29 protein-coding genes are annotated in these 26,033 nt (G+C 50.4%); 23 read left to right on the top strand and 6 right to left on the bottom strand.

The window, feature by feature from the left end; translation table 11 throughout:
* Positions 1-540: 540 nt before the first annotated feature.
* Complete coding sequence (locus DSM465_RS18620) at positions 541-1,992, top strand: right-handed parallel beta-helix repeat-containing protein (protein WP_236620391.1); 1,452 nt, start codon at positions 541-543, stop codon at positions 1,990-1,992.
* A 254-nt stretch (positions 1,993-2,246) separates the two neighbouring features.
* Here DSM465_RS18620 and DSM465_RS0115040 read toward each other — a convergent pair whose 3' ends face one another.
* Positions 2,247-2,438 (bottom strand): hypothetical protein, encoded by a 192-nt coding sequence (locus tag DSM465_RS0115040; RefSeq protein WP_008880225.1) that lies wholly within the window; start codon positions 2,436-2,438, stop codon positions 2,247-2,249.
* Positions 2,439-2,733: 295 nt separating this feature from the next.
* Between DSM465_RS0115040 and DSM465_RS0115035 the strand changes: the two genes are divergently transcribed.
* The 13 genes from DSM465_RS0115035 to DSM465_RS0114975 all read left to right on the top strand — a co-directional run bounded on the left by DSM465_RS0115035 (position 2,734) and on the right by DSM465_RS0114975 (position 14,084).
* Complete coding sequence (locus DSM465_RS0115035) at positions 2,734-3,246, top strand: DUF3231 family protein (protein WP_008880224.1); 513 nt, start codon at positions 2,734-2,736, stop codon at positions 3,244-3,246.
* A gap of 187 nt (positions 3,247-3,433) precedes the next feature.
* Complete coding sequence (locus DSM465_RS0115030) at positions 3,434-3,679, top strand: WGxxGxxG family protein (protein ID WP_008880223.1); 246 nt, start codon at positions 3,434-3,436, stop codon at positions 3,677-3,679.
* A gap of 491 nt (positions 3,680-4,170) precedes the next feature.
* Positions 4,171-4,620 (top strand): hypothetical protein, encoded by a 450-nt coding sequence (locus DSM465_RS0115025; RefSeq protein ID WP_011888131.1) that lies wholly within the window; start codon positions 4,171-4,173, stop codon positions 4,618-4,620.
* A 125-nt stretch (positions 4,621-4,745) separates the two neighbouring features.
* Positions 4,746-5,594, top strand: a complete 849-nt coding sequence (locus DSM465_RS0115020; protein ID WP_029761694.1) for a DUF72 domain-containing protein — start codon at positions 4,746-4,748, stop codon at positions 5,592-5,594.
* 15 nt (positions 5,595-5,609) lie between these two features.
* On the top strand, positions 5,610-6,512 hold the full coding sequence (locus DSM465_RS0115015; protein WP_008880220.1) for a sulfite exporter TauE/SafE family protein: 903 nt from the start codon (positions 5,610-5,612) through the stop codon (positions 6,510-6,512).
* Between the two features lie 17 nt (positions 6,513-6,529).
* The gene (locus DSM465_RS0115010) at positions 6,530-7,912 is read left to right on the top strand and encodes a bifunctional metallophosphatase/5'-nucleotidase (RefSeq protein ID WP_008880219.1); all 1,383 of its coding nucleotides are present in this window, start codon (positions 6,530-6,532) and stop codon (positions 7,910-7,912) included.
* A 61-nt stretch (positions 7,913-7,973) separates the two neighbouring features.
* A complete protein-coding gene (locus tag DSM465_RS0115005) occupies positions 7,974-8,276 on the top strand; it encodes a YunC family protein (protein ID WP_008880218.1) in 303 nt (100 codons plus the stop codon).
* Positions 8,277-8,329: 53 nt separating this feature from the next.
* Positions 8,330-9,076, top strand: coding sequence for a sporulation protein YunB (yunB, locus tag DSM465_RS0115000; RefSeq protein WP_008880217.1), 747 nt, complete (start codon positions 8,330-8,332; stop codon positions 9,074-9,076).
* 357 nt (positions 9,077-9,433) lie between these two features.
* The gene (locus DSM465_RS0114995; RefSeq protein ID WP_029761693.1) at positions 9,434-10,639 is read left to right on the top strand and encodes an ABC transporter substrate-binding protein; all 1,206 of its coding nucleotides are present in this window, start codon (positions 9,434-9,436) and stop codon (positions 10,637-10,639) included.
* Positions 10,640-10,751: 112 nt separating this feature from the next.
* Positions 10,752-11,630: a branched-chain amino acid ABC transporter permease gene (locus DSM465_RS0114990; RefSeq protein WP_008880215.1), complete on the top strand. Its 879-nt coding sequence runs from the start codon at positions 10,752-10,754 to the stop codon at positions 11,628-11,630.
* A 15-nt stretch (positions 11,631-11,645) separates the two neighbouring features.
* A complete protein-coding gene (locus DSM465_RS0114985; protein WP_008880214.1) occupies positions 11,646-12,620 on the top strand; it encodes a branched-chain amino acid ABC transporter permease in 975 nt (324 codons plus the stop codon).
* Positions 12,595-13,374: an ABC transporter ATP-binding protein gene (locus tag DSM465_RS0114980; protein ID WP_008880213.1), complete on the top strand. Its 780-nt coding sequence runs from the start codon at positions 12,595-12,597 to the stop codon at positions 13,372-13,374. Before DSM465_RS0114985 ends, DSM465_RS0114980 begins: the two co-directional genes overlap by 26 nt.
* 2 nt (positions 13,375-13,376) lie before the next feature.
* The gene (locus DSM465_RS0114975) at positions 13,377-14,084 is read left to right on the top strand and encodes an ABC transporter ATP-binding protein (protein WP_011888126.1); all 708 of its coding nucleotides are present in this window, start codon (positions 13,377-13,379) and stop codon (positions 14,082-14,084) included.
* A 162-nt stretch (positions 14,085-14,246) separates the two neighbouring features.
* On the opposite strand, the gene DSM465_RS0114970 is transcribed toward DSM465_RS0114975, so the two are convergent.
* Positions 14,247-15,239, bottom strand: a complete 993-nt coding sequence (locus DSM465_RS0114970; protein ID WP_008880211.1) for a M23 family metallopeptidase — start codon at positions 15,237-15,239, stop codon at positions 14,247-14,249.
* Between the two features lie 168 nt (positions 15,240-15,407).
* On the opposite strand from DSM465_RS0114970, the gene lipA reads away from it, so the two are divergent.
* On the top strand, positions 15,408-16,304 hold the full coding sequence (gene lipA / locus DSM465_RS0114965; RefSeq protein WP_029761692.1) for a lipoyl synthase: 897 nt from the start codon (positions 15,408-15,410) through the stop codon (positions 16,302-16,304).
* A gap of 65 nt (positions 16,305-16,369) precedes the next feature.
* On the opposite strand, the gene DSM465_RS0114960 is transcribed toward lipA, so the two are convergent.
* Entirely contained in the window at positions 16,370-17,056 is a 687-nt protein-coding gene (locus DSM465_RS0114960) for a YhcN/YlaJ family sporulation lipoprotein (RefSeq protein ID WP_008880209.1), read from the bottom strand.
* Positions 17,057-17,168: 112 nt separating this feature from the next.
* Between DSM465_RS0114960 and DSM465_RS0114955 the strand changes: the two genes are divergently transcribed.
* The gene (locus DSM465_RS0114955; protein ID WP_029761691.1) at positions 17,169-17,444 is read left to right on the top strand and encodes a YutD family protein; all 276 of its coding nucleotides are present in this window, start codon (positions 17,169-17,171) and stop codon (positions 17,442-17,444) included.
* Positions 17,445-17,578: 134 nt separating this feature from the next.
* On the opposite strand, the gene DSM465_RS0114950 is transcribed toward DSM465_RS0114955, so the two are convergent.
* Both DSM465_RS0114950 and DSM465_RS0114945 read right to left on the bottom strand, forming a co-directional pair.
* Positions 17,579-17,863, bottom strand: coding sequence for a hypothetical protein (locus DSM465_RS0114950; RefSeq protein ID WP_008880207.1), 285 nt, complete (start codon positions 17,861-17,863; stop codon positions 17,579-17,581).
* Between the two features lie 57 nt (positions 17,864-17,920).
* Positions 17,921-18,190: a DUF3055 domain-containing protein gene (locus DSM465_RS0114945; RefSeq protein WP_008880206.1), complete on the bottom strand. Its 270-nt coding sequence runs from the start codon at positions 18,188-18,190 to the stop codon at positions 17,921-17,923.
* Positions 18,191-18,287: 97 nt separating this feature from the next.
* Here DSM465_RS0114945 and DSM465_RS0114940 point away from each other — a divergent pair, with 97 nt between their 5' ends.
* Positions 18,288-18,725: a DUF86 domain-containing protein gene (locus DSM465_RS0114940; protein WP_011888125.1), complete on the top strand. Its 438-nt coding sequence runs from the start codon at positions 18,288-18,290 to the stop codon at positions 18,723-18,725.
* A gap of 204 nt (positions 18,726-18,929) precedes the next feature.
* Positions 18,930-19,700 (top strand): TIGR01457 family HAD-type hydrolase, encoded by a 771-nt coding sequence (locus DSM465_RS0114935; protein ID WP_008880204.1) that lies wholly within the window; start codon positions 18,930-18,932, stop codon positions 19,698-19,700.
* Positions 19,701-19,741: 41 nt separating this feature from the next.
* Here DSM465_RS0114935 and DSM465_RS0114930 read toward each other — a convergent pair whose 3' ends face one another.
* Positions 19,742-20,239, bottom strand: coding sequence for a phosphatidylglycerophosphatase A family protein (locus DSM465_RS0114930; RefSeq protein ID WP_008880203.1), 498 nt, complete (start codon positions 20,237-20,239; stop codon positions 19,742-19,744).
* A gap of 290 nt (positions 20,240-20,529) precedes the next feature.
* Between DSM465_RS0114930 and yutH the strand changes: the two genes are divergently transcribed.
* From yutH to thrB, 5 genes are all read left to right on the top strand, one after another.
* Complete coding sequence (gene yutH, locus DSM465_RS0114925) at positions 20,530-21,531, top strand: spore coat putative kinase YutH (protein ID WP_029761690.1); 1,002 nt, start codon at positions 20,530-20,532, stop codon at positions 21,529-21,531.
* Between the two features lie 144 nt (positions 21,532-21,675).
* On the top strand, positions 21,676-22,650 hold the full coding sequence (locus DSM465_RS0114920; protein ID WP_008880201.1) for a 2-hydroxyacid dehydrogenase: 975 nt from the start codon (positions 21,676-21,678) through the stop codon (positions 22,648-22,650).
* A 92-nt stretch (positions 22,651-22,742) separates the two neighbouring features.
* Positions 22,743-24,041 (top strand): homoserine dehydrogenase, encoded by a 1,299-nt coding sequence (locus tag DSM465_RS0114915; RefSeq protein ID WP_029761689.1) that lies wholly within the window; start codon positions 22,743-22,745, stop codon positions 24,039-24,041.
* Positions 24,041-25,102, top strand: a complete 1,062-nt coding sequence (thrC, locus tag DSM465_RS0114910; protein ID WP_008880199.1) for a threonine synthase — start codon at positions 24,041-24,043, stop codon at positions 25,100-25,102. Before DSM465_RS0114915 ends, thrC begins: the two co-directional genes overlap by 1 nt.
* Complete coding sequence (gene thrB / locus DSM465_RS0114905; protein ID WP_011888121.1) at positions 25,099-26,013, top strand: homoserine kinase; 915 nt, start codon at positions 25,099-25,101, stop codon at positions 26,011-26,013. The genes thrC and thrB overlap by 4 nt, the downstream gene beginning before the upstream one ends.
* The last annotated feature ends 20 nt before the right edge of the window (positions 26,014-26,033 follow it).

Here is a 26,033-nt window from a genome sequence, read left to right as displayed (position 1 = left end):
AAGTTTGAAATGGAAGGAAGCATTGGATAATCTTGATCATATCAAGGGTGCAGCGTTCAAACGAAGCGCTGCACCCATCATTTTTTTTCAAGTGCCGCTGATCCCACTTCAGTGTCTCATCCTCAATGTTTTGAGTCACATGGAGTGGGTGTCAGCGGTCATTTTTTTCTCCTGAACCGAGAAGTCTCATACCCATGCGTAAGCGGGAGATGAATCGGTGTCTTTTACCAGCCGCGGGATGCATGCAGGCTTGATTGACAACCTCGCATAGGAGAGCCAAGCATCTAGAGCGTTTAAAAATGGGTTTTTCGTAGTCACAAACGAGAAACAGAGAAATGGGGGATTAGGCAGCGGAAGAAGCCTTTCTACGGGGATGCGCCGCAAACGATGTTCTGTTCGTAGAGACAGATTTGACACACGAAAATGAGCAGATGAACATGTTCTTCCGCGTCAGGGTCGAAAATACAACGCCAACTCTTCACATGTCACTCATGTATGATGACGCTCATATATAAATAGAGTAAAGGAGGTGAAATGATATTGTCAAAACATGGGGAACGAAAAAAGGCGCAACGGGTGAGCATAAGATGTGGTTGTAGCAATATGCGAATTGTGAGAGTGCATGGGCCCCTGCCATCCGACATGGCGTTGGCTGCGGTCAATGCTGCCACCACTGTTCCGGAAATGAGGGCGGCCATTGAAAACCCGTTGCTTGGCTTAAACCTTACAGAATATAACAGGTTATCTGAAGCAGTGAAAAACGATGTGGTCCAACAATTGCTAAATAACCGGCCTGCCTCAGGTTATCCTTCTGTTGCCCGTATTCAAGCTGCCCTGAATCAAGCCATCAATCAAGTGATCAGTTTAGCTGTGGTCAATGCCGCCACCACTGTTCCGGAAATGAGGGCGGCCATTGAAAACCCGTTGCTTGGCTTAAACCTTACAGAATATAACAGGCTATCCGAAGCAGTGAAAAACGATGTGGTCCAACAATTGCTAAATAACCGGCCTGCCTCAGGTTATCCTTCTGTTGCCCGTATTCAAGCTGCCCTGAATCAAGCCATCAATCAAGTGATCAGTTTAGCTGTGGTCAATGCCGCCACCACTGTTCCGGAAATGAGGGCGGCCATTGAAAACCCGTTGCTTGGCTTAAACCTTACAGAATATAACAGGCTATCCGAAGCAGTGAAAAACGATGTGGTTCAACAATTGCTAAATAACCGGCCTGCCTCAGGTTATCCTTCCGTTGCCAGTGTCCAAGCCTCCTTGAATCAAGCCGTCAATCAGGTCGTTGATTTCGATCATATTTATGTTCAAGCTGGTGCTGTTGGTGGAAATGGCAGTAGAGCAAATCCTTTTGGAACCATTCCTCAAGGAATTGCCGCAGTAAATCCAGGCGGAACGGTTCATATTTTAAGTGGAACGTATCCCATTACATCACAAATTGTCGTCAATAAAGCTGGAATTACTTTAAAAGGTCAACCAGGCACCCTTCTATTGTTGCAAGCGGATATAATTGCCATGCGAATTACTGCGCCGAATACGACAATCGATGGTTTAACGATGACAAGCGATATTCCTTATCAAAAAGAATTTATCCAAATTGGCGGGAATAACACGACGATCATCAATAATACCATTTACGGACCACCTCAGCCATTGCCCATGAGCGACTGGGTTGTAAACAGAGCCGTTGTATCTCAAGGAGGACTTGCTATTTCGGTCATGAATAATACGTTCTATTCGTTAAGGACAGGAATGTATATTAACCCGAATGTGACAGGCTCCATTAACAATAATGTTGTTTACAACACAAAAGGAGGATTTTTAGTAGATCGTGCATTTACAACCTTCTTAGGAAACTCATGGGGAACCCCGCCGAACGAATTTGATATTGTGTTGCTTGTTGGTACAACAAGTGGCCCTCCATATGATAATCTTGCTCTATTAAGTGCACTTAACAATAATGCAACAATCTCGGATCAACGATGAAAGAAACGGGGAAATCCGTTGGTAAAGCAAGGAACAAATAGCCACTTTGCGGCAGAAAGATGACAGATTGTTTTGTTTTGGACAAGGTTATGATGATGTCGTGGGATATGTTGAAGCAGCGCGTCACCCGATTGGGTGGCGTTTTTATTTCCATTAAGTTTCAAGGAAATGGGAAAGCAATGCTATTCTATGTTCAAACTGTACCACCCAGGAATATCAGCATAAAAAAGAACGCCTTTCTCACAGCGTTCTGGTCAATTTTGTTGTGAATGGTCGGGATTTTGATTGGCGTTTTTGGAAGCGAAAAACCCCACCATACCGCTGATCAAACTTGGCGGCACACTCCAAAGGAAAAACCCCCATTTTCCAGTAAACATGCTGACTAGGAAAAAGAATAGTGGAACCCCAATCATAATCCCGATGGACAGTTTTTGATATTTATTCATGATTGTCTAAGCTCCTCCTTTTTTATCAATTATAGCATTTTATTTAAAATTTTTATAATTTATACATAATTTTGCGCAGTCGATTCCTGGAGGAGAAAAGGTTGGTTGACTGTATCATGTCTTCCCAAACTTCTTGACAGTGCCATCACTGAGCAGTTTTTATACAAAATTCCACTGTTTTTCCAATAATAAAATCAGCTTTTTGAAACCCCCACTTTTCTTTGCATAATTTAGTTCCATCCATCCACACTATCTACGGGAAGGGTGATCCATGAATTTGTTAGGAGGGTTAATTATGGGAATTTTAAGTGGCAATCCAAAAGAAGAACCGATGCATTATGGAGAAGTATTTGGTGTATGGTCGTATTTACTGACCGCTAAAGGATTATTGTCCGGATATCAAACGTTACTCAACCATACAGGTGATGAGGATTTAAAACATTTTATTGAAGATAGCATCGAAAACGTTCTAAAACCGGAAATCCAAGAAACGGAAGCTTTGTTAAAAGAAAATGGAGTAGCACTTCCGCCATCTCCTCCGGAACGGCCAAAAGCATGCTTGGAAGATATTCCGGCAGGAGCGAGATTTACTGACCCGGAAATTGCCGCGATGCTGAGTAAAGATATTGCAGAGGGGTTAGTGGCATGCAGCACGATTATGGGGCAGTGCATCAGGGAAGATATTGCTTTAATGTATGGGCAATTTCACATGAAAAAAGCGCAATATGGTGCGAAACTGCTTAGAATGAACAAAGAAAAAGGTTGGCTCGTTCCGCCGCCGCTCAATGTGAAAAATTCGAACTGTTAAAAAAGGGTGTTCATATGTTTAGCTAAAAGCTTGCGTAACGCAAGCTTTTACTTTTTGTTCATGAAGGCACGCATTTGTGTTTTGAAAAAGTTCCCCTAAATTTGCCTCCTTGTATCTACAGAATGAAATAATTGTTCTTTTGATTGCACATACTAAAGTTAACCATTATGAAAAGGAGGGAAAACCTGTGTTAAAAAAGATTCTTCATTCCCTTTGTGTTCTATCAGTTACATTGATGCTTTGTGGGGTAGCTGTTTATGCTCAAAATAACAACATGGACGTCGATAACAATACAAACAAAATCGTTCACATGGCTCAAAATGAAGACGTTGCTGATGATAATGACGATGACGATACAGATTGGGGTTGGATTGGGTTGCTTGGTTTAGCAGGATTATTAGGGTTAAGAAGAAGAGATGATAGAAGAGATTAACACCGATACAATGGAATGAGAATGATCGAGAGGAAGTGCCTGTCAAGTAAAAGCACATGTAAAAAGTCTGGGGCTCACCGAAAATGCGAGCGCGTTTTGGGGCAGCCCCTTGTCCCTTAGGTTAACATATATATTGGTGAGGGGCTATATGAGCAATCAAGTTTGGCATGGAAGGACGCATTGGATAATCCTGATTATAAGAAGGGTGCAGCGCCCACAATCAAGCGCTGCACCCTTCATTTTTTTTTCGGGGACCGCTGATCCAACTCCAGTGTCTCATCTTTTTGAGTCACATGGAGTTGGTTGTCAGCGGTCATTGTTATGCTGGCATGCTCTATCCGTGCTAAAAGCGTCCATAACGATGATCGTCCATTTCAGATTTGTGAAGGAATGGTTATTTATGAATATTTTGTTATGATCTATAATCGGATTGGTGATGTTTCATTATTTTGAAAATATAACGATGAAAAAGAGAGTGGAACGTGAAAGAGATGATAGGAATGTGGAAATGGATCAGAATGTTGAAGTTGCGAGATCTGGAGTTGTTTCGTTTAGATGACCAAGATGGTGAAACGGTTTGTATGTTATTGATTTTGGATTACAGGAGACCTAGTGTTTTCGATGATTTTCCCATTTTAAAGGGAATCGAGGATGAGGATTCATTTGAAGGCGCGGAGAATTATATCCACACGGTCATCATTTCAGAGAAAACATTAGAACAACATATGGTGGACCGAATCCTTGAGGTCATCGAAGGGTTAGTTGAACATAAGCCCGATTGTGATAATAATCATTCGTTTTATATTACGAAGTTCCCTGATTATTTTGGGGTTGGCACACATTTAATCGAGTACATTCAACCGATCTTAGATAAGATGAATTTTGATATTGATCTCACCTATATCACGGATAAACATTTCAATTACTTGACGCAAGAATAACGTTGCTTGCCGCGTCGCAGGCCATTTCCCCTTAGAGCAACGTGCCAATAGTCGTTTTGATTTCATGGCCGACCTGCTTATGGTATAGTTAAAATATCTGAAAGCTGAATAAACTGGTGATGGCCATGATTTATATTGGACTGACCGGCTGGGGCGATCATGACAGTTTGTATCCGCCGGGCCTTGCTGCGAAGGACAAACTGCCGGAATATGCGGCCCATTTTCCGACGGTCGAGGTCGATTCGTACTTTTACGCCATTCAACCGCGGGCGAATGTGGAAAAATGGATTCGGGAAACGCCGCCGTCGTTTCAATTTATCGTTAAAGCGTATCAAGGGATGACCGGGCATGAGCGGGGGCCGATTCCATATGCGAATAAGGAAGAGATGTTTGCTGCATTTTTGGAGTCGATTGCGCCGTTTCAAGAGGCGGGAAAACTGGCGATGGTGCTGTTTCAGTTTCCGCCGTGGTTTGATTGCCGGCGCGAGCATGTCACCTATTTGCGCTGGGTCAAGGCGAGGATGGGAGCGGTGCCTGTCGCTTTAGAATTTCGGCATCAGTCGTGGTTTTCGCCCCGGTTTTACGATAAAACGCTCCGTTTTATGGAAGAGGAAGGCTGGATTCACAGCATTTGCGATGAGCCGCAAGCGGGGGAAGGATCGGTGCCGACCGTCTTGCATCCGACCGATCGGGAAAAGACGCTCATCCGCCTGCACGGCCGCAACGTGCACGGCTGGAATAAAGCGACGGCCGGAGACAATTGGCGGGCGGTTCGCTATTTGTACCGCTATAATGAGCGCGAGCTAAGCGAATGGGTGAACCATATCCAGGCATTGAAGGAGAAGACGACACATATTTATGTGTTGTTTAACAACAATTCCGGCGGGGATGCCGCCGATAATGCCAAGCAGCTCATTCGCCTGCTCGGCATTGAATATACCGGTCTTGCGCCGCGACAGCTTGATTTGTTTTGAAGAGGGGGAGGCAAGATGGCTTACGCATTGCTTCTGTTGATCGGTTTTGTCGCCGGAACAGTCGGGAGCTTGGCCGGCCTTGGCGGTGGGGTAATCATCGTGCCGGCGCTTCTGTTTTTCGGCTCCCTCGGCTGGCTGTCGGCGGTGACGCCGCAAGTGGCGGTTGGCACGTCGCTCGTCGTCATTATTTTTAATGGCTTATCATCGACATTGTCGTATATGAAGGATAAAATGGTTGATTACCAAAGCGGGCTGCTGTTTTGCCTCGGCAGTATCCCAGGAACGGTGATTGGCGCGTGGGTGAACAATACGTTGAGCGTTGATCGTTTTTCGTTGTATTTTGGGCTGTTTTTAATGGCCATGTCGCTTTTTTTGTCACTAAGCCAAAAGAAAACGAAGGCGCAGGCGTCAGAAGAGGGGGCGGCGGCTAGGGAAAGCGGGTCGGAGTTGACCGTGTCCGCTCCAGAAAACAAGGAAACAGCCCGTCCACCGTGGTGGAGGCGGAAAGTGGTGCGCACGTATACCGGACGGAACGGGGAAACGGCTGTGTACAGCTATGATCCAGCCAAAGCGATTGCCATTGCCGTGGCTGTCGGGTTTTTCGGCGGCTTGTTTGGGATCGGTGGCGGCTCGCTCATGGTGCCAGCGATGATCGTTCTCTTCCGCTTTCCGCCGCATGTGGCGGTGGCGACGTCCATGTTGCTGATTTTTTTGTCATCACTTGTCGGTTCGACAACCCATATGGCGTTGGGCAACGTGCAGTGGGGATTTGCCCTAGCCCTTATTCCGGGAATATGGATCGGCGCCAAGACGGGGGCGTGGATCAATAAGCGAATGCAAAGCCGGACGCTTGTCGTTGTGCTGCGAATGGTGCTCGTGTTACTTGGCCTTCGTCTTGTGATTGAAAGTTTGTCGTAGCTGAGGAGGGGAGCGTATTGAAGCAAACGATCTATATTTACCATACGAACGATGTGCATAGTCATTTCGAGCATTGGCCGCAAATCGCCCGCTTTTTGTCTGAACGGAGGAAGGAGCATCGCGCGCGCAACGAAGCGATGCTTTTATTTGATGTTGGCGATTTTCTCGACCGTGTTCATCCGATCACCGAGGCGACGCGAGGAAAAGCGAACGTCGAGCTGCTCAACGAGCTCGGGTATGACGCAGTGACGATCGGCAACAACGAAGGGATCACGCTTGATTACCACGAGCTCGATACGCTGTACGAACGGGCGCAGTTTCCCGTTGTTGTCGCCAATTTGTTTCGCCGCGACGGTTCACGGCCTCCGTGGGCGCTTCCGTACACGGTGGTGCGGGCAGCGGAAACGTTTCGCATCGGGCTTGTCGGCGTGACCGCTCCATTTACGAACTTTTACGAACAGCTCGGCTGGAACATCGCCTCGCCGTTTGAGATATTGAAGGCGGCGGTAGCTGAAGTGAAACGGCAGGCGGACTGCGTTGTCGTGCTCTCTCATCTTGGCGTGCATGAAGATGAAAGGATGGCGGCCGAGATTCCAGGGATCGATTTGATTTTAGGCTCCCACACCCATCACCTGTTTCCGGAAGGGAAGCGAGTCAACGGCGTGCTTCTTTGCGCGGCGGGAAAATACGGACAATATGTCGGCGTCGTCAAGCTCGAGGTGGAAGGGCAGCGTTTGGCTCAGGCGTCCGCCACGGTGGTCGATGTGGAGACGTTGTCCCGTTCCGAAGAGGCAGAGCGACATCTTCGCCGCCTCGAACAAGAGAGCTTGTCACGGCTTGAGGCCGAACGGGTGACCGAACTTAAAGAAGATTTGCCGCTCAACTGGTTCGCTCCGTCACCGCTCGCTCAACTGCTTGCTTCCGCTTTGCGCGAATGGTGCCAGGCCGAAATCGGGATGGTCAACGCCGGCGTGTTGCTTGAGCCGCTTTCGAAAGGGCCGGTGACGAAAAAGCATTTGCACCGCATCTGCCCGCACCCGCTCAACCCGTGCAAAGTGAAGCTGCGCGGAGCGGAGCTCAAAGAAATCATGCTTGAGGCGAATACAGAGCGGATGAAGCATTTACGGTTTAAAGGATTTGGCTTCCGCGGCGAAGTGATGGGGGAAATGGTGTACGACGGAGTGGACATCGAGACGGAACTTGAAGAAGATGGACAATGGCATATCCGCCGCATCACGATTAACGGCGAACCGCTCGACCCGGAGCGGTGGTATGAAGTGGCGACGACCGATATGTTTGCGATTGGCCATTTTTATCCGCAAATCCAACGGGCGGAGGAAAAAACGTACTACATGCCGGAGTTTTTGCGCGACGTGCTGGCTTGGAAATTAGCGCAGTAGGCAGGCACTTCTTTTTCCATGCTTCATACATTGAAGTATGGAAAGGAGTGTGACTGCGGCAATGGTGGAAGTGACGCCGATCATCATTGACGGATATCCGTTTATTGCCGTATCTGTGAAGCTGCCGAAGACGAATTTGCTGGCGGTGGCGAGCGACAAAGGCTATATTATGTGCGGAGCGCTTGATGTCGCTTTATTGAACGAAAAGTTGCGCGACCGCGGCATTATCGCCGGCCGGGCGGTTGGGGTGCGCACGATTGAGCAGCTGCTTGAAGCACCGCTTGAGTCGGTGACCATTGCTGCTGAACAGCTTGGCATTAAACCGGGAATGAAAGGAAAAGACGCGTTGTTGAAAATGCGGTGAAAAAATCCCTCCTTACAAGCATACATATAGCTTGTAAAGGAGGGATTTCTATTTTGGCGCGCCCCCGATTATTGCGAAAAGGTCCGCTTCCGTTCCGTTACGTGCTTTTATTGACGTTCGTTTTTTTTATGTTTTCGACAGCGGCAAGCCTTTGGATTGTGAATAAAGGCATTAAGCCCGTGCTGATGAAAATAGCAGAAACCGAAACGAAGCGGATTGCCAACTTAGTGATCAATAATGCGCTTGAGCAACAGTTCAGCAAAGAAAATCCCGAATTTCAACAAATTGTCACCCTTCAACAAGATCGTAACGGAAAAATCGTGTCCGTTGATTTCAACACCGAAGTTATCAATCGCATTTTAGAAGAAACAGACGATCATGTGATGAAAAGTTTAAAGGCGGCGACGGAAGGGCAGATTGAACGCATGGTGCTCCCTGAAGTTGAGGCGGTGCAAGGAGACAGCCGCGGTATCATTTACTACATTCCGCTCGGACAAGTGACAAACAATGCGTTATTAGCAAATCTCGGCCCGCGTATTCCTGTCCAGTTTCAAATCGTTGGAAATGTGGATTCCGAAGTGAAGAAACAAATTCATGCGTATGATATTAACAACTTTTTTATTGAAGTAGATATCCATGTTGCTGTCGATATTCAAGTAATCATTCCATTTGCTTCGAAAGTGTCCACCGTGACGACTGATTTGCCGCTTGTGATGCGCTTTATCCCAGGAGAAGTACCGCAGTTTTACAACAAAGGCGGCGGCCCTGTGGGCCCTTCCCTTCAGCTTCCGAAGCGCTAAAACGGGGAATGTTTTTGGGAGAAACATGGAAAAATTATACGAAGAAAGTGTTATTCCCATGAATTATTATTCAGCTGTTTCGCCACTATTTGTTCAGAGCGAAACAGCTTTTTCATTTTCAAAAAGAAAAGAGCTAGACGAGAGAGAATAAATTTTGTAATATTATATTAAATTGAAAATAGTTTTATTATTTATGTAATTAGTAGAGGGGATGTGATAGTCGGGGGGCAAAAGTAATGGTTCAAAAGAAGGGTGGTTTCTCATGCAACCGCTCCTTCACGACCACAAGTGCGCATGCGGAGGGTTTTTCACCGATACCGTTAAACTGCGCACTCCGATGACAGAACATTATGAATAATGGGGGGGGAAACGAGTGAAAAAGAAAAAGTGGCAGGTGTCTTTTTCTCGCTCATGCTGACAGCGGGTCTCATGGCCGGCTGCGGCGGCAACGAACAAAGCAGCGGATCGACCGGCGGCAGCGGCGGTGGAGGTGGGGATGTCATTAAAATCGGCGCCAACCTCGAGCTGTCCGGCGGGGTCGCTTCGTACGGACAGTCGATCGCTGAAGGGGTCGAGCTGGCGTTTGATGAAATCAACAAAGAAGGAATCAATGGCAAAAAGTTAAAACTTGTCAAAGTCGATAACAAATCGGAAGCAGCCGAAGCGACGAACGGCGCGATCAAGTTGATCAGCCAAGATAAAGTCGTTGCGATTGTAGGATCGGCAACGAGTACGAACACACTCGCTCAAGTGCAAATCGCCAATGACAATAAAGTGCCGGTGATTACGCCGTCCGGTACGAATCCGACGATTACTACCAAAGACGGAAAAGTGAATGATTTCATTTTCCGGACATGCTTTATCGACCCGTTCCAAGGAACGGTGGCGGCAAAATTCGCATTGGATGACTTGAAAGTGAAAAGTGCGGCGATTTTGATCGACAGCGCGAGCGATTACTCGAAAGGGCTGGCTGCGTCATTTAAAGAAACGTTTACAGCCGGCGGCGGCAAAATTGTTGCCGAAGAAGCGTATGTGGCGAAAGATACGGACTTCCGCGCCACGCTGACGAACATTAAAGCGGCCAATCCGGAATTTTTGTTCTTGCCGGGCTATTATGAAGAGGTCGGCCTCATCGTGAAACAAGCGCGTGAGCTTGGCTTGAACGTGCCGATCATGGGCGGCGACGGCTGGGATTCGCCGAAGTTGATTGAGATCGCCGGCAAAGATGCGTTGAACAATACGTATATTACCAACCATTATTCGTCCGGTGACCCGGATCCGAAAATTCAAGAGTTCGTCAAAGCGTTTGAAGCGAAATACAATAAAGCGCCGGATGCCTTTAACGCGCTTGGCTACGATACGGCTTACTTCCTGGCGGATGCCATCAAACGGGCTGGCAGCGCCGATCCGGTGAAAATTAAAGACGCGCTGGCACAAACGAAAGATTTGCAGTTGGTGACTGGTATATTCACGATTAATGAAAATCACGATCCGATCAAATCGGCAGTCATTTTGGAATACAAAGATGGGCAGCAACAATTCAAAACAAAAGTGAACCCGTAATGAAAGGCTGGATGGAGTGCATGGGCGGGGGAGGGCGTCCCCCTGGGGGGACGTCTTCCTGTCCAGCATTTCTTTTGGCAAACGACGAGTTTTCGTTAAGGAGCGTGCAATCATGGAACTCATTCAACAGCTAGTGAACGGCATTTCGTTAGGCAGCATTTATGCGCTGATCGCTCTTGGATATACGATGGTGTATGGCATCGTCCGTCTCATTAACTTCGCCCATGGCGACGTCTTTATGATTGGTTCATTCGTTGGTTTTTACGCTGTGACGATGCTTGGTGTCGGCTTTTTTCCAGCGCTGTTGTTGGCGATGGCAGTTTGCGCGGTGCTTGGGATGACGATTGAGCGGATCGCCTACAAGCCGCTGCGGAATGCGACGCGCATTGCTGTGCTCATTACGGCCATCGGTGTCTCGCTTTTGATCGAGTACGTGATGATTTATTTGCGCGGGGCACAGCCGGAAGCGTATCCGGGTACGCTGCTTCCAAAGCAGAACTTGGAGCTGTTTGGCGTCGTCATTAGCAGCCAGTCGCTATTCATCCTCGGCACGTCCCTCGTCTTAATGATCCTTCTTCAATTCATCGTTCACCGAACGAAAATCGGGAAAGCGATGCGCGCCGTCTCGCATGATGCGGAAGCGGCTCGATTGATGGGGATTAACGTCGACAATACGATTTCAGCCACGTTTGCCATCGGCTCGGCGCTCGCCGGGGCAGCCGGCGTCATTTTTGGCATTTATTATACGAAGATCGACCCGCTGATGGGCATTCTCCCAGGCTTGAAGGCGTTTGTTGCCGCCGTGTTGGGAGGGATCGGCATCATTCCGGGCGCGATGGTAGGAGGGCTTTTGCTTGGCGTTATCGAATCGCTCGTCAGCGGGCTTGGCTATTCGCTTTGGCGTGACGGGGTGGCGTTCATCATTTTAATTCTCATCCTCATTTTCCGGCCGGCCGGATTGTTTGGGAAAAATGTACGAGAAAAAGTGTAAAGGATGGTATGGAACATGGCAACTTGGAAGCGGACACGTGGGTTTTGGGTTTCCATCATATTGGCGTTCGCCTTTTTCGCCGTTGTCCAGTGGCTGATTACAAGCGGAACGTTAAACATCTTTTATGTGAACACCCTCTTTTTTATGGCGATTAACGTGATTTTGGCGGCCAGTCTCCATTTAATTATCGGAATTACCGGACAATTTTCGATTGGTCATGCCGGCTTTTTCGCTGTCGGTGCTTACGCCTCCGCGATTATGACGATGAAGCTGCAGCTGCCGTTTGCCGTCGGGGTATTGGTAGCCGGGGTGGCGGCGATGCTCGCTGGTCTTATCATCGGTGTGCCAAGCTTGCGCTTAAAAGGCGATTATTTGGCCATCGCGACGCTCGGGTTTGGCGAAATTGTCCGCATCGTTTTGTTGAACATCGACTATGTGGGCGGAGCGAGCGGCATGACAGTGACCCATATGACGACATGGCCGTGGGTGTTCGCGTGCTTGTTGATCACGATCATTGTCATCGCCAATTTTACGAATTCGACGCATGGGCGGGCGTGCATCTCAATCCGTGAGGATGAAATCGCTGCCGATGCGATGGGGATCAACACGACGTATTACAAAGTCGCAGCGTTTGCGATCGGTTCGTTTTTCGCCGGCATTGCCGGGGCTTTGTACGCCCATCACTTTTACATTATTCAGCCATCGAACTTTGGCTTTTTAAAATCGTTTGATATTTTGATTTTTGTCGTGCTCGGCGGGCTCGGCAGCTTGTCTGGCGCAACCATCTCGGCGGTTTTGTTGACGATCGTTTCGACGTTTTTGCAAAACTATCCGGAAACACGGATGATCATTTACAGCCTTGTCTTGATTTTTGTCATGCTGTACCGTCCAACTGGGCTGATGGGCAAGAAAGAACTGACTTCGCTCTTGAAATGGCGGAAGACGGCGCAAGGAGGAATGAACCATGGCAGCAAGAACACCGTTGCTTAAAGCAGAAGGGATCGGCATCCAGTTTGGCGGGCTCAAAGCGCTCTCTGGTGTGGACATGGAGCTGTATCATGGGGAACTCATCGGGCTTATCGGTCCGAACGGCGCTGGGAAAACGACGCTGTTTAACTTATTGACCGGAGTATATGTGCCAACGGAAGGGCGGATTATACTAGACGGCGAAACGTTGAACGGCTTGCCGCCATATAAAATTACGCGCAAAGGGATCAGCCGGACGTTCCAAAACATTCGTCTATTCGGCGAGCTGTCGGTGCTTGACAACGTGAAAGTTGCTTATCATACGCATGCCCGCCATTCGATGATGAGCTCCATCCTCCGGCTTCCGTCTCATATTCGCGGAGAAAGAGAAATGGAGGAAAAGGCGATCGAGTTTTTGAAAATTTTCAACTTGGACGAGGTTATGCACGAGCAGGCGAAAAACTTGCCATACGGCCAGCAGCGCCGGTTGGAGATCGCTCGGGCGCTCGCAGCGCAACCAAAGCTCTTGTTGCTTGACGAGCCGGCTGCCGGTATGAACCCGCAGGAAACGAAAGAACTGATGAATTTGATCGCCTTTATTCGTGAACAGTTTGCGTTGACGATTTTGTTGATTGAGCATGATATGTCGCTGGTGATGGGCATATGCGAACGCATTTACGTGCTTGATCATGGCCAGTTGATCGCTCACGGCACGCCAGAAGATGTGCGCAACAACCCGAAAGTAATCGAGGCTTACCTTGGCGAGGAGGTGTCGTGACGATGCTGAAAGTTGAGCAAATTGATGTGTTTTACGGCAATATTCATGCGTTAAAAGGCGTATCACTGGAAGTAAACAGCGGGGAAATCGTCACCTTGATTGGTGCAAACGGCGCCGGGAAAACAACGCTCCTGAAAACGATTTCCGGCTTATTGAAGCCAAAGCACGGCGATATTGTCTATGAGGGAGCATCCATTGCCGGCAAAGCGGCGCAGACGATCGTCAAGCAAGGCATTTCCCATGTGCCGGAAGGGCGGCGCGTGTTCGCGAACATGACGGTGGAAGAAAACTTGGAGCTTGGCGCATTTTTGCGCAAAGATAAAGAAGGCATTCAACAAGATTTTGCCAAAGTGTTTGAGCTGTTCCCGCGCCTCGAAGAACGGCGCAAGCAGCTGGCTGGAACGCTCTCGGGCGGCGAGCAGCAAATGCTTGCAATCGGCCGCGCGCTCATGGCACGTCCGAAGCTGCTGCTTTTAGATGAGCCGTCCATGGGGCTTGCACCGTTGCTCGTTAAAACGATTTTCCGCATTATCGAAGAAATTAATCAATCTGGAACGACGATTTTGCTTGTCGAGCAAAACGCCCATATGGCGCTCTCCATTGCGGATCGCGCCTATGTCATCGAATCGGGCCGCGTTGTCCTATCGGGAACGGCGAGCGAGCTGCAGGCGAGCGAACAAGTAAAACAAGCGTATTTAGGCGGACATTGATGGCAAAGGGAGATCAGACGAAAGAGGGTGCCTCAAAAGCAACGAGCCACCCTTTCTTATATGGCGGTCGAAGGCCGTGCGGGGGCGAATGCGACCGGCCGCTATGCGGACATCTTTTTTTATGGCAGTGGAAGGAAGGTTCTCTGTGCATGGCGGGGGATGTCAGCGGCGCTTTTGCCGCTGACGCTCCGCCCGCTCCCATGCTTTTAAATGCGGATACGGGTCAAACGACCACTCCGTGTAGCCGTTGTCTTTATACATGCCGTAGTGGAGGTGGGGCGGAAATTTTCCAGCCGTGCCCGGCGGGCCGTAGCCGGAGCTGCCGACCGAGCCGATGATGGTTCCCGGTTCCACGATTTGCCCTTCGTGAAGCCCGGCGGCGAAGCCGTTTAAATGGGCGAAATAATGGTACGTGTTGTTAATGTCGCGGATGCCGACGCGCCAACCGCCGTATTTGTTCCATCCTTTCAGCTCCACAATGCCGTAGCATGTCGAACGCACCGGCACACCGTAACCGGCGAAAATGTCGGTTCCTTCGTGGATGCGACGCCCTCCCCAGCCGCGTGCATCGCCCCATGTATCGCGATAGCTGTAATTCGCCCGCAACGGCAATGGAAACACATGGTCGTCCAATTTCAGTGTTTGATACTTTTTGTAAATTCTTGCCTTCCCTAAAATCAAATCAACAGCTTTCGCGCGTTGGTAATAATTCCAAAGCGCGATTTTTATATGGCGATGGTCGATGCCGTACGTCTGCAAATAACGGGCTATCGCCATGATCACATCCTCGTCGTCATCCGCCCGCGCCACACCATCGCCGTTCCCGTCGACTCCTAACCCACCGAACTGGGAAATCGTGAATGGGTTTGTATCGAGCGGATTTTTATTGAGTGGACCGGCCCATAGTTCCGGTTTGATATAAATGCCGAGGACACCGGTTGGCTTTGGCAAGTCGCGGCGCACTTGACGGATGTTCCGTTCATATTGGTCGATGGCCGCAAAGTAATACCACGGAATGAGCGAAACGGCTTCCGCCTTTTTATACAACTCCATGCGCCGTTCGTATACGGCGTCCTCATTTTCGGCCGCGGAAGCCGCACCGGCGGCAATGAAAACAATCGTCGCCACCCATATGGCGACAAGCCATCGGTGCACGTGGATCCCCCCTTTTCGCCCGTTTCATATGTTTAGTTTGGGGGAGAAAAGGGAAATTCATAAATGTTAAAAAGTAGAAAAGGGAAAAACGTCTTATTTTTTTTGTGTTTTCCCGCGCTTTTCATTATAATGAGAACTGAACAATCATGCATAACTGGAGTGAGAACAATGGCGACGAAGGAAGAACATGTCCGCAAGCCAGATTGGTTAAAAATCAAGCTGAATACGAACGAACATTATACCGGATTGAAGAAGTTGATGCGGGAAAACCGTTTACATACTGTATGCGAGGAAGCGAAATGCCCGAACATTCATGAATGTTGGGCAGTACGGCGGACCGCGACGTTTATGATTTTAGGCAGCGTCTGTACGCGCGCCTGCCGCTTTTGCGCCGTTAAAACGGGGCTGCCGACCGAGCTGGACTGGCAAGAACCGGAACGCGTCGCCGAATCCGTGCGCATCATGAACTTAAAACATGTCGTTGTCACCGCTGTGGCTCGCGATGATTTGAAAGATGGGGGAGCGGCGGTATTTGCGGAAACGGTGCGTGCCATCCGCCGGAAAAACCCGTTTACGACGATTGAAGTGTTGCCGTCTGATATGGGTGGGGTGTACGAAAACTTAAAAACGTTAATGGACGCCCGTCCTGATATTTTAAACCATAACATCGAAACGGTGCGCCGCCTGACGCCGCGGGTGCGCGCCCGCGCGACGTACGAGCGTTCGCTTGAATTTTTGCGGCGCGCGAAAGAACTGCAGCCGGATATTCCGACGAAATCAAGCATCATGATCGGTCTTGGGGAAACGAAAGAGGAAATTATTCAGGCGATGGACGATTTGCGCGCCAACCATGTCGATATTTTGACGATCGGTCAATATTTGCAGCCGACGAAAAAACATTTGAAAGTCGTCAAATATTACCATCCTGATGAATTCCAAGAGCTAAAAGAAATCGCGTTAAGCAAAGGATTCAGCCATTGCGAGGCCGGCCCGCTCGTTCGTTCATCGTACCATGCTGACGAGCAGGTGAACGAAGCAGCAAAGGCGCGGCAACTGAAGGCATAATAGCAGCTACGCAAATGAAAAACGGTCGTGCCTCTTCGTCAAGAAGGCAGACCGTTTTCTTTGCCCTAGCGTCCTTTCGGCGTCGGCCGCGGTGTGCCGTCGCGGAAGTCGCGATCGAGCTCGTCGTTTGTTTCATTGATCATTTCGCCGTTTTCATTTTCCCCGTCGTTCAGTTTTTTCCCTTGCGGATATTTCAACATTTGCTGGATGGTCGCGTCAAGAAGTTGATCGATGTTGCGCGCATTTGAATCAAGGCGTCCAAAACGCTCAATATCCTTCATCAGCTGAGGATTGTCGGCGACATACACATGGTAGTAACGGGGAACGACAGAAAGCGCCGTCTTTTTCACTTGATCGGCTGTTTGTTCCCGGTTGTTTGTATCAGCGTCATAGACGACAAGCACTTCCTCATCCGTGACTAGCGTAGCGACGTCCTTGATGTTCGGCAGCTGCGTGCACAACTTGCTAATGATATCGGCCGCTTGCTCGCGGTTGAATGACGGCATGTTATTATAGCCGTTCACATCACCGAGGGTCGGGCTTTTTTGATGACGGACGTAGCCAAAGTTGTTTAGCGGCGTGTCATCGCCATTTGGTACTCCTTTTTCATTATACAATTCGTTGCGGTCGGTGACATTGATCGTATTGCCGCTCCGCTTGTAGACGTTGGTATTTTCGTCCTGAGCCGTCTGTGCGCAGCCGGCTAGGGCGACAGCCGTTCCGAATGCAACGGCCAACCATGATCGTTTCATCGTCAGCACCCCCTTCGCTTTTAGAGTGGCACACGGTCTTCTGTTTCATAACCGTCATTGATTGGGTGCGGTGCATCGTTTATGATGAAAGTGGAAAGGCAAGGTGAGAGCGGTGATTTGCATTAACAACCATTGTTACGAACTGGTTGAAAACGTAAAAAATGGCTTTAACGAGGAAGCGTTTCGCGCCCGTTATGCGGATATTTTAGGAAAGTATGACTACATTGTCGGCGACTGGGGATACAATCAGCTTCGCTTGCGCGGCTTTTTCGATGACCATAACCAAAAGGCGACATACGATACAAAAATTAGCACACTGTCGGAGTATTTGTATGAATATTGCAATTTCGGCTGCGCCTATTTTGTGTTGCGCAAAGTGAAGCGGTAATGGTGTGGCCGGATTGCAGCGCAACGGTGCTGGGCAACAAAGATGGTTCCGAACGGAGTGCAGGCTGAGGCCGGAGCGGCGGCTGACGGACAGCAAACATACAAAGCAGCCGCCCACTTGGAGCGGCTGCCTGCTCATTCGCCTTCGTTGTACGGAAATTGTTCGCTTTTGCGCGGATCGTCGTGCGGCGGGTGGGCCGCCGGGTCGCGCCTTGGAATATTTTGGTGGAATGACTTAAACTCATAGTTAAAGGCGCTGTAATACCGTTGCCCTTCTTTCCAAGGCGTGCTTTTATTCTCGACTGGAGCGTCGTCGCGACGCGGTGAGCCATACGGCCCTTCCGGGAATTCTTCAGCTGTTAAAAAATTGCGCTGTTTTTCGACGACGGAAAAATCGGCATAGGTTTCCCGTTCCGCCATTCGTCTCACCTTCCTTGGTGCCGGGTTGTTTCATAAGATGCCCAAAACAGAGGAAGGTTATGAAAGACATTCGGCCAAAAAGGCGCGCAAGTCGTTGGCGTCCTGTTCGTCCAGCTGGTAGGCGTGTTCTAAATAACCAGGCTCCTCTAAATCGTCGCGGCCGAGAATAGCAAAGCGGTTGCTTTGCAAATCGAGCACGACATATTTGCCATAAAAACGATCGGTTTCCATCAAGGCCAAATCGAACCGCTGCCGTTCGCCGACAAAGCTGACAAAACGAACCGCCGCATTGACGGTGTCGTCGTACAAGTAGAACCGTTCGCCCATATTTTGAGCCCCCCTATGGTTTCGTCTCTATCCATCATAACAGACGGACGGCGAAAAGGGGAGGGGATGTGCGTAAGAAAAAAAGGAGGGATCACCCATGTATTTTGTCGATCGAAAAAAAATGGAAGAACGACTTGGTTGCATGGAGCAAATGTTGGCTTATTACAAAATGCGGGATAGTTGGGATGAGCCGTTTGAACGATTGGCGCTTGAACGGATCGCCCATGTCATCATTGAAGCGATTTTGGATGTTGGCAATGCGATGATTGACGGCTTTATTATGCGCGACCCCGGCAGCTATAATGACATTATCGACATTTTAGCCGACGAGCAAGTGATTGCGCCAGCGGACGCCGAACAGTTGAAAGCGTTCATTGCTGAGCGGAAAATGCTCGTTCATGAATATACAAACGTTGATCATGCGAAACTGCGCGCCAGCATCGATGCACACTTGTCGGCGCTTGAAGCGTATCCGAAGGCGGTGCGCGATTATCTCGAAAATGAGCTCGGTCCCGTGTCGGCGTTTCGTAATTGATCGATCGCATCGTCACACAATGGGATGAAGACTCAATACGATCCACCTTGGGGGCGCGTTTCAGCGCCGGATTCGTCGTTGGCTGACATTCGGCCAAGGAACGGTTTCAAGGATGGTGGAAAATGGTTTTTCGAACCGTTGAAGCTCATCGAGAAGCAGAGAACGAACGATTGACATCATGGCAGAAGAAGGGGAGCGAATACATTGAAACGATATAGCGGCTATTTGATCGATTTAGACGGGACGATGTACCGCGGCACGGAATGCATTGCCGAAGCGCGCGAGTTTGTCAATGAACTCCACCGCCGCGGCATTCCGTATTTGTTTGTGACCAACAACTCGTCGCGCACGCCGGCGCAAGTGGCGGAAAAGTTGCGCACATTCGGCGTGCCGGCGGAAGAGAAGCACGTTTTTACGACCAGCCAGGCGACAGCGAACTACATTTTTGAGCGAAACCCGGACGCGTCTGTTTACGTGATCGGCGAGGAAGGCATCCGTACGGCTTTGGCGGAAAAAGGGTTTCGTTTTGCTGGTGAGGACGCGACTGTCGTCGTGATCGGCATCGATCGGCAAATTACATACGAAAAGCTTGCCGTCGCTTGCCTTGCTGTCCGCAACGGCGCGATGTTCATTTCGACAAACGGTGACATCGCCTTGCCGACGGAGCGCGGGCTATTGCCAGGCAATGGAGCCATTACGTCAGTCGTCACCGTTTCGACGCAAGTGAAGCCGACGTTTATTGGCAAGCCGGAAAAAATCATCATGGAACAGGCGCTCAAAGTGCTTGGTGTTCCGAAAGAAGAGGTTCTGATGATCGGCGACTATTACGAAACGGATATTTTAGCCGGCATGAATGCGGGCATCGATACGCTTTTGGTCCATACAGGCGTCACAACGAAGGAGATGCTCGCCCGTTATGAACAACAGCCGACATATACGGCCGATTCGCTTTGTGAGTGGCTTGAACGGTTGTAAAAAAAGCGCCGCCCTCCTAAAGACAGGGGAGCGGTGCTTTTTTATTCAGCATTGGCGGCCCGGTGCGCTAAGCGGCTTGACGCTGCCGCGGCGATCGCGCCGACGATGTCATCCAAAAACGTATGGCATTGACCGTTCGATTTGTCATTTAAGTATTGCAAAATGCCGGGCTTTTGTTTGTCGATATATCCGTAGTTCGTAAACCCGATGGAGCCGTAGACGTTCACGATGGAAAGGGCCAAAATTTCATCGACGCCATACAGCCCTTCATCGCGGCGGATGATCGATTGCAGCGGTTCATCCAGCTGGCCGTTCTCAGCGAGCTTATCAAGCTGAATACCGGTTAAAATGGCGTTTTGCACTTCGCGTTTCGAGATGACGCGATTGACGTTTTCGACGCATTCGTCCATCGTTAAATCCGGATGGTATTTCGATTGCAAATAATAAACAAGTTCAGCTATTTTTTCCACGGTTACCCCCCGCTCCTCCAACCAGCGGCGGGCGATTTGTTCTAAATTGTTCATAATGAATTCACTCATGAAAGTCACCTATTTCTTTTTAAAAGTCGTTTCTTATATATATGTATCATGTCATAAAACAGTCCATCATATAAAGAAAAATGCTCATCGGCCTGCATATATAAACAATAGCCCCTTTCGCCAAAAAAGGAAGGGGAGACGGTTTGTCGCACCATCATCGGAGTTCTCTGCTTGGCCGGCGTGTGACAAAAAGATGCGATGAGAAAGCGTGAGGATGGTTGGAACGGTTGACGAGCGATGGCGTTTGGCCCAAAGACGATCATGAACCCCATCGTGACGGAGGTGCGGCGATGGAAAAATGGGTGTATGAACAGTACGGGATGCGCGTCGAGCGGATAGAACGAAGAGGGACACATACAGCGGTTTGGCATAAACGGGAGCGCTTTCTGATCGTTCCAGCTGACGGGCGGAGCGAAGCAGAGATGGAAGAGCGCCAACAAATGAGCCGTTATTTGCGGACGAAAGGAGTGGGCAGCGTAGGGGAGCTAGTCAAAACGACGTCCGGAACGTATATCGCCACTTGGGATGGAAAGCCGATGGCACTTGTTCGGGCGCCGCTTCCGACCGCTCGCTTTCGTTCGCTCGGCCGCGAGTTGGCGGTGATCCATGAATACGGGCGCTCTTGTCCGCTGCCGATCACCGCTTGCCGGCGCATCGGCCAATGGCGGGAACTATGGGCGAAGCGGATCGACCAAATGGAGGCGTTTTGGGCGAACATGCTGGCAACGGGGCCGGCGTCGCCCTTTGACCGGCTGTTTATCGAATCGTTCCCGTATTATTTAGGCTTGGCGGAAAACGCCATACAATACGTGGCAGATACGGAGCTCGATGAGGAACCGCTCCGCATCGATTATGCGGCGTTTTGTCATGAGCGGCTGCCGCAAGCCGGTTGGGTCGAAGGGGCAGAGGCGAAGCTGCCGATTGATTGGGTGTACGACCATTGCGCCCGCGATTTAGCCGAATGGGTTCGCCATTTGTACCAGCAGCGCGGGCTTGGATGCCAACGGGCGGTGCGCCAGTTTTTCCAAGATTACGGACATTTATCACCGCTGTCGCCGTTTGCTTGGCGATTGATTTACGCCCGTCTGTTGTTTCCGCTTCCGTATTTTGAGTGCGTGGAATCGTATTATACCGCTGTGGATAGGAATGAGCAGGTGCGCTATGAAGGCGAGCTGCATCGTTTGCTTGATGGTTCGCATGAGTATGAACGGTTTTTGGCTTCGTTCGCTGAGATCGCCGGCATCTCAGAACGCGTGCGCTTGCCGGTGATCGAGTGGCTGCCGTCGGCGTAGAAACGGGAAGACATTCCCGTTTTTTTTTTTTGAGCCAAAGCGAACCGCGATGCTTTCCTGCCGGTCGCAGCCGGGACAACTTCTCATTTTTTTTTGGTAGAAGTTGTGATAAGATTTAGAAAAAATCATATGGGGGGCTGCTTGATGACAAAACCGTACGTCTTTATTACGCGAAAACTGCCAGAAGACGTTGTTGCACCGCTTTTGGCCATCGCAGAAGTCGAGATGTGGCCACATGAAGACGTGGCTGTGCCGCGCGACGTGCTCGTGGAAAAAACGAAACGGGCGACGGCCATCTTGCCGATGGTGTCCGATCCGATCGACGAAGGGGTGTTGTCTGCTGGCTCGGCGCTCAAAGTGGTCGCCAATATGGGGGTCGGCTATGACAATATTGACGTGCCAGCGGCCACCCAGCGCGGCATTGTCGTTTGCAATACACCCGATGTGTTAACCGATACCACAGCAGATTTGACGTTTGCGCTGTTATTGGCGACCGCCCGGCGGCTTGTAGAAGCAGCTGATTTTTTGAAAGAAGGAAAATGGAAAAGCTGGAGTCCGTTTTTGCTTGCTGGCGCCGACGTTCATCATAAAACGATCGGCATTGTCGGCATGGGGAACATCGGACAAGCGGTGGCCAAGCGGGCGAAAGGGTTTGATATGAACGTGCTTTATCACAATCGTTCCCGCCGTCCGGAGGCGGAAGAGAAGCTTGGCGCGGTCTACCGCCCGTTTTTCGATTTGTTGGCGGAAAGTGATTTTGTCGTCTGCTTGACGCCGCTCACCCCGGAGACGCGTCATTTGTTTAACCGCGAGGCGTTTCGGCAAATGAAACCGACGGCCATTTTCATTAATGCGGCGCGCGGCGCGGTCGTCGATGAACAAGCGCTGTATGAGGCGCTCGTTCGTGGGGAGATCGCCGCGGCCGGATTGGATGTATTTGAAAAAGAACCGGTTGCGGCCGATCATCCGCTCGTTTCGCTTCCAAACGTCGTCGCTTTGCCGCATATTGGCAGCGCGACGTACGAAACGCGACGCGCTATGATGACGCTGGCGCGCGACAACATCATTGCCGTTCTTGAAGGACGGTCGCCATTGACGCCGGTGAATCAGCCATCGTAAAAATTTTCATTGCCAAATGGCAGAGCGTCTTTTATAATGTCTACTATAAAAATACAGATGTCTACTGTACGTAAACAGAAGGGGCGGTAAGGATGGAAAAGCCAATTTTTGTTGGATTATTAGGATTAGGAACGGTCGGAAGCGGTGTAGTCAAAATTATTGAAAACCACCAAGAAAAATTGATTCACCAAGTCGGTTGTCCGGTGAAGGTGAAAAAAATCCTCGTTCGTGACGTGCAGAAACCGCGCGAGGTTGCCGTCGATTCGGCGTTGTTGACGACGAGCGCTGCGGATGTAATTGATGATCCGGATATTGATGTCATTATTGAAGTAATGGGCGGCATTGAGGAGACAAAGGAACTGTTGTTGCGGGCGCTGCGCCAAGGAAAACATGTGGTGACGGCGAACAAAGATTTAATGGCTGTTTACGGTTCGGAATTGCTTCGGGTGGCAGCTGAACACCATTGCGATTTGTTTTACGAAGCGAGCGTCGCCGGCGGCATTCCGATTTTGCGCAGCTTAGTCGACGGGTTGGCGTCGGACCGAATCACGAAGATGATGGGAATTGTCAACGGAACGACCAACTACATTTTAACGAAAATGTCGCAAAACGGTGCTTCCTATCAGGAAGTGCTGGCGGAAGCGCAGGCGCTCGGGTTCGCCGAAGCCGACCCGACATCGGACGTCGAAGGGCTTGATGCAGCACGGAAAATGGCGATTTTAGGCCGCCTTGGCTTTTCGATGGACATCGACTTGGACGATGTGCAAGTTAAGGGCATTACTCATGTAACGGAAGAAGATTTAAATTATGGGAAGCGGCTCGGTTATACGATGAAGCTCATCGGCATCGCCCAGCGTAATGGCAACAAGGTGGAAGTAAGCGTCCAACCGACGTTTCTTCCTGATTCTCATCCACTCGCTTCCGTCCATAATGAATATAACGCTGTCTATGTGTACGGAGAGGCAGTCGGGGAAACGATGTTTTACGGACCGGGGGCTGGCAGCTTGCCGACGGCGACGGCAGTCGTCTCTGACTTGGTGGCGGTAATGAAAAACATGCGCCTTGGCGTCAACGGCCATTATGCCGTCGCGCCGCAATATGAAAAACAGTTGAAAGCACCGGCGGAAATTTTCTCGAAATACTTCTTGCGCATTCATGTCAAAGACCAAGTCGGCGCGTTTGCCAAAATTACGACGCTGTTTTCCGAGCGCGGGGTGAGCTTCGAGAAAATTTTACAATTGCCGTTGAAAGAAAACGGCTTGGCGGAAATCGTGATTGTGACACACGACGCCTCGCAGCAAGACTATGAAGACATTTTACAGCAGTTAAGCGATTTAGAAATCGTCGAGCGGGTGCAAAGCTCGTATCGGGTGGAAGGAGAGAAACGGTAATGGCATGGAAAGGGCTGCTTGACGCCTACGGTGACTTTTTGCCGCTGACAGAAGCAACGCCAAGACTATCACTTTGCGAAGGGAATACGCCGCTCATCCCGCTGCCGCGTCTGTCGGAAGAGCTGGGCATTACGTTATACGTCAAGGTGGAAGGAGCGAACCCGACCGGTTCGTTTAAAGACCGCGGCATGGTGATGGCGGTGGCGAAGGCGAAAGAGGAAGGAAGCCATACGATCATTTGTGCATCGACCGGCAATACGTCCGCTTCCGCCGCCGCGTATGCCGCACGCGCCGGGATGCGCTGTCTTGTCGTCATCCCGAATGGGAAAATCGCGCTTGGCAAACTAGCACAAGCCGCCATGTACGGAGCGGAGATTTTTGCGATTGAAGGCAACTTTGACGAAGCGCTCAGTATGGTGCGCCGGCTGAGTGAAACAGCGCCGATCACGCTGGTGAACTCGGTCAACCCGTACCGCATTGAAGGGCAAAAAACGGCAGCGTTTGAAGTGTGCGACCAGCTTGGACGCGCGCCGGACGTGCTCGCCATCCCGGTTGGCAATGCGGGCAACATTACGGCCTATTGGAAAGGGTTTAAGGAGTATCATGAAGCAAAAGGAACGGGACTGCCGCAAATGCGCGGTTTTGAAGCGGAAGGAGCAGCGGCAATTGTCCGCAATCAAGTGATTGAACAGCCGGAAACGATTGCGACGGCAATTCGCATCGGCAACCCGGCGAGCTGGCAGAAAGCGGTCCAAGCGGCGAACGAATCGCGTGGAAAAATCGATGAAGTGAGCGATGAGGAAATTTTAGCAGCTTACAAACGGCTCGCGCGGACGGAAGGCATTTTTGCCGAGCCGGCGTCATGCGCCGCCATCGCCGGAGTGATCAAACAGCGCGAGCGGAATGAAATCGAGCGCGGCAGCCTCGTTGTCGCGGTTCTCACCGGCAACGGCTTGAAAGACCCGGCCGTCGCCCTCGATACCGCAGCGATTGAACCGATCGTGCTGCCGAACGATGAACAAGTCGTGCTGGAGCATTTGCAAGGGGTTGTTCATACATGAAAGAAGATGAGATGTTAAAAATCGTCGTTCCGGGAAGTACGGCGAACTTAGGGCCCGGCTTCGATTCGGTTGGGCTCGCCGTCTCCCGTTACTTAACGCTTGACGTCCGCCTGGCGAGAACATGGTCGTTTACGCCAAAAACAGCGGAAGTAAGCGACATTCCGCGCGGGACGGACAATTTAGTATACAAAGTGGCCAATGAGACGGCGAAAGCGCATGGCCGTCAGCTGCCGAGCTGTGAGGTGGATGTATACAGCGATATTCCGTTTACGCGGGGGCTCGGAAGCAGTGCGGCAGCGGTCGTCGCTGGCATTGAGCTTGCTGATGCGCTGCTTGAATTAGGATTGACGCGCGAACAAAAAATGGAACTGGCCACTCGTTATGAAGGCCATCCCGACAATGTCGGTGCCTCGCTCTACGGCGGATTGGTCATCGGTTGCTACCGCGAAGCGGGTGTGGACGTCGTCCATGTTCCGGAATTGGCTATCGAACTTGTCGCCATTATCCCGGCGTATGAATTGGAAACGAAAAAAGCGCGCGGGCAGTTGCCTGAACAATGGATGAGGCAGCAAGCGGTCGAGGCGAGCGCCATCAGCAATGTTCTTGTCGCCGCGTTGTTGACGAAAAACTGGAAACTAGCGGGTCGCATGATGGCAGCCGATTTGTTTCACCAGCCATACCGAAAATCACTTGTCCCGGAATTGGAGCGAGCCCAAGCGCTGGCTGAGGAATACGAGGCGATTGGCGCCGCGTTAAGCGGGGCGGGACCGACGGTGCTTGTGTTCGCTGAACCGGGAAAAGGCGAACAGCTTGAACGGCAGCTGCGCCCGCATTTCCCTGCCTGCGAAGTCACATGGCTCGCTATCGAACCGCACGGTAGCCGCGTGTACAAACTGGCGCTTGAGGCGTAAAAAAATCCGAACAGCGGTGG

It is taken from the genome of Geobacillus thermodenitrificans subsp. thermodenitrificans DSM 465 (genome assembly GCF_000496575.1).
In the GTDB taxonomy this organism is placed as follows: Bacteria; Bacillota; Bacilli; order Bacillales; family Anoxybacillaceae; genus Geobacillus; species Geobacillus thermodenitrificans.
Note: the sequence above shows the minus strand (reverse complement) of the source record. Positions and strands in the feature narration are given on the sequence as shown.

What these genes read in the sequence shown, in the direction of transcription:
- DSM465_RS0115040 (WP_008880225.1), bottom strand. Translation starts at nt 2,438, where the DNA reads ATGAATAAATATCAAAAACTGTCCATCGGGATTATGATTGGGGTTCCA.
- DSM465_RS0115035 (WP_008880224.1), top strand. Translation starts at nt 2,734, where the DNA reads ATGGGAATTTTAAGTGGCAATCCAAAAGAAGAACCGATGCATTATGGA.
- DSM465_RS0115025 (WP_011888131.1), top strand. Translation starts at nt 4,171, where the DNA reads ATGATAGGAATGTGGAAATGGATCAGAATGTTGAAGTTGCGAGATCTG.
- DSM465_RS0115020 (WP_029761694.1), top strand. Translation starts at nt 4,746, where the DNA reads ATGATTTATATTGGACTGACCGGCTGGGGCGATCATGACAGTTTGTAT.
- DSM465_RS0115015 (WP_008880220.1), top strand. Translation starts at nt 5,610, where the DNA reads ATGGCTTACGCATTGCTTCTGTTGATCGGTTTTGTCGCCGGAACAGTC.
- DSM465_RS0115005 (WP_008880218.1), top strand. Translation starts at nt 7,974, where the DNA reads ATGGTGGAAGTGACGCCGATCATCATTGACGGATATCCGTTTATTGCC.
- DSM465_RS0114995 (WP_029761693.1), top strand. Translation starts at nt 9,434, where the DNA reads ATGGGGGGGGAAACGAGTGAAAAAGAAAAAGTGGCAGGTGTCTTTTTC.
- DSM465_RS0114990 (WP_008880215.1), top strand. Translation starts at nt 10,752, where the DNA reads ATGGAACTCATTCAACAGCTAGTGAACGGCATTTCGTTAGGCAGCATT.
- DSM465_RS0114985 (WP_008880214.1), top strand. Translation starts at nt 11,646, where the DNA reads ATGGCAACTTGGAAGCGGACACGTGGGTTTTGGGTTTCCATCATATTG.
- DSM465_RS0114980 (WP_008880213.1), top strand. Translation starts at nt 12,595, where the DNA reads ATGGCAGCAAGAACACCGTTGCTTAAAGCAGAAGGGATCGGCATCCAG.
- DSM465_RS0114975 (WP_011888126.1), top strand. Translation starts at nt 13,377, where the DNA reads ATGCTGAAAGTTGAGCAAATTGATGTGTTTTACGGCAATATTCATGCG.
- lipA (WP_029761692.1), top strand. Translation starts at nt 15,408, where the DNA reads ATGGCGACGAAGGAAGAACATGTCCGCAAGCCAGATTGGTTAAAAATC.
- DSM465_RS0114960 (WP_008880209.1), bottom strand. Translation starts at nt 17,056, where the DNA reads ATGAAACGATCATGGTTGGCCGTTGCATTCGGAACGGCTGTCGCCCTA.
- DSM465_RS0114950 (WP_008880207.1), bottom strand. Translation starts at nt 17,863, where the DNA reads ATGGCGGAACGGGAAACCTATGCCGATTTTTCCGTCGTCGAAAAACAG.
- DSM465_RS0114945 (WP_008880206.1), bottom strand. Translation starts at nt 18,190, where the DNA reads ATGGGCGAACGGTTCTACTTGTACGACGACACCGTCAATGCGGCGGTT.
- DSM465_RS0114940 (WP_011888125.1), top strand. Translation starts at nt 18,288, where the DNA reads ATGTATTTTGTCGATCGAAAAAAAATGGAAGAACGACTTGGTTGCATG.
- DSM465_RS0114930 (WP_008880203.1), bottom strand. Translation starts at nt 20,239, where the DNA reads ATGAGTGAATTCATTATGAACAATTTAGAACAAATCGCCCGCCGCTGG.
- yutH (WP_029761690.1), top strand. Translation starts at nt 20,530, where the DNA reads ATGGAAAAATGGGTGTATGAACAGTACGGGATGCGCGTCGAGCGGATA.
- DSM465_RS0114920 (WP_008880201.1), top strand. Translation starts at nt 21,676, where the DNA reads ATGACAAAACCGTACGTCTTTATTACGCGAAAACTGCCAGAAGACGTT.
- DSM465_RS0114915 (WP_029761689.1), top strand. Translation starts at nt 22,743, where the DNA reads ATGGAAAAGCCAATTTTTGTTGGATTATTAGGATTAGGAACGGTCGGA.
- thrC (WP_008880199.1), top strand. Translation starts at nt 24,041, where the DNA reads ATGGCATGGAAAGGGCTGCTTGACGCCTACGGTGACTTTTTGCCGCTG.
- thrB (WP_011888121.1), top strand. Translation starts at nt 25,099, where the DNA reads ATGAAAGAAGATGAGATGTTAAAAATCGTCGTTCCGGGAAGTACGGCG.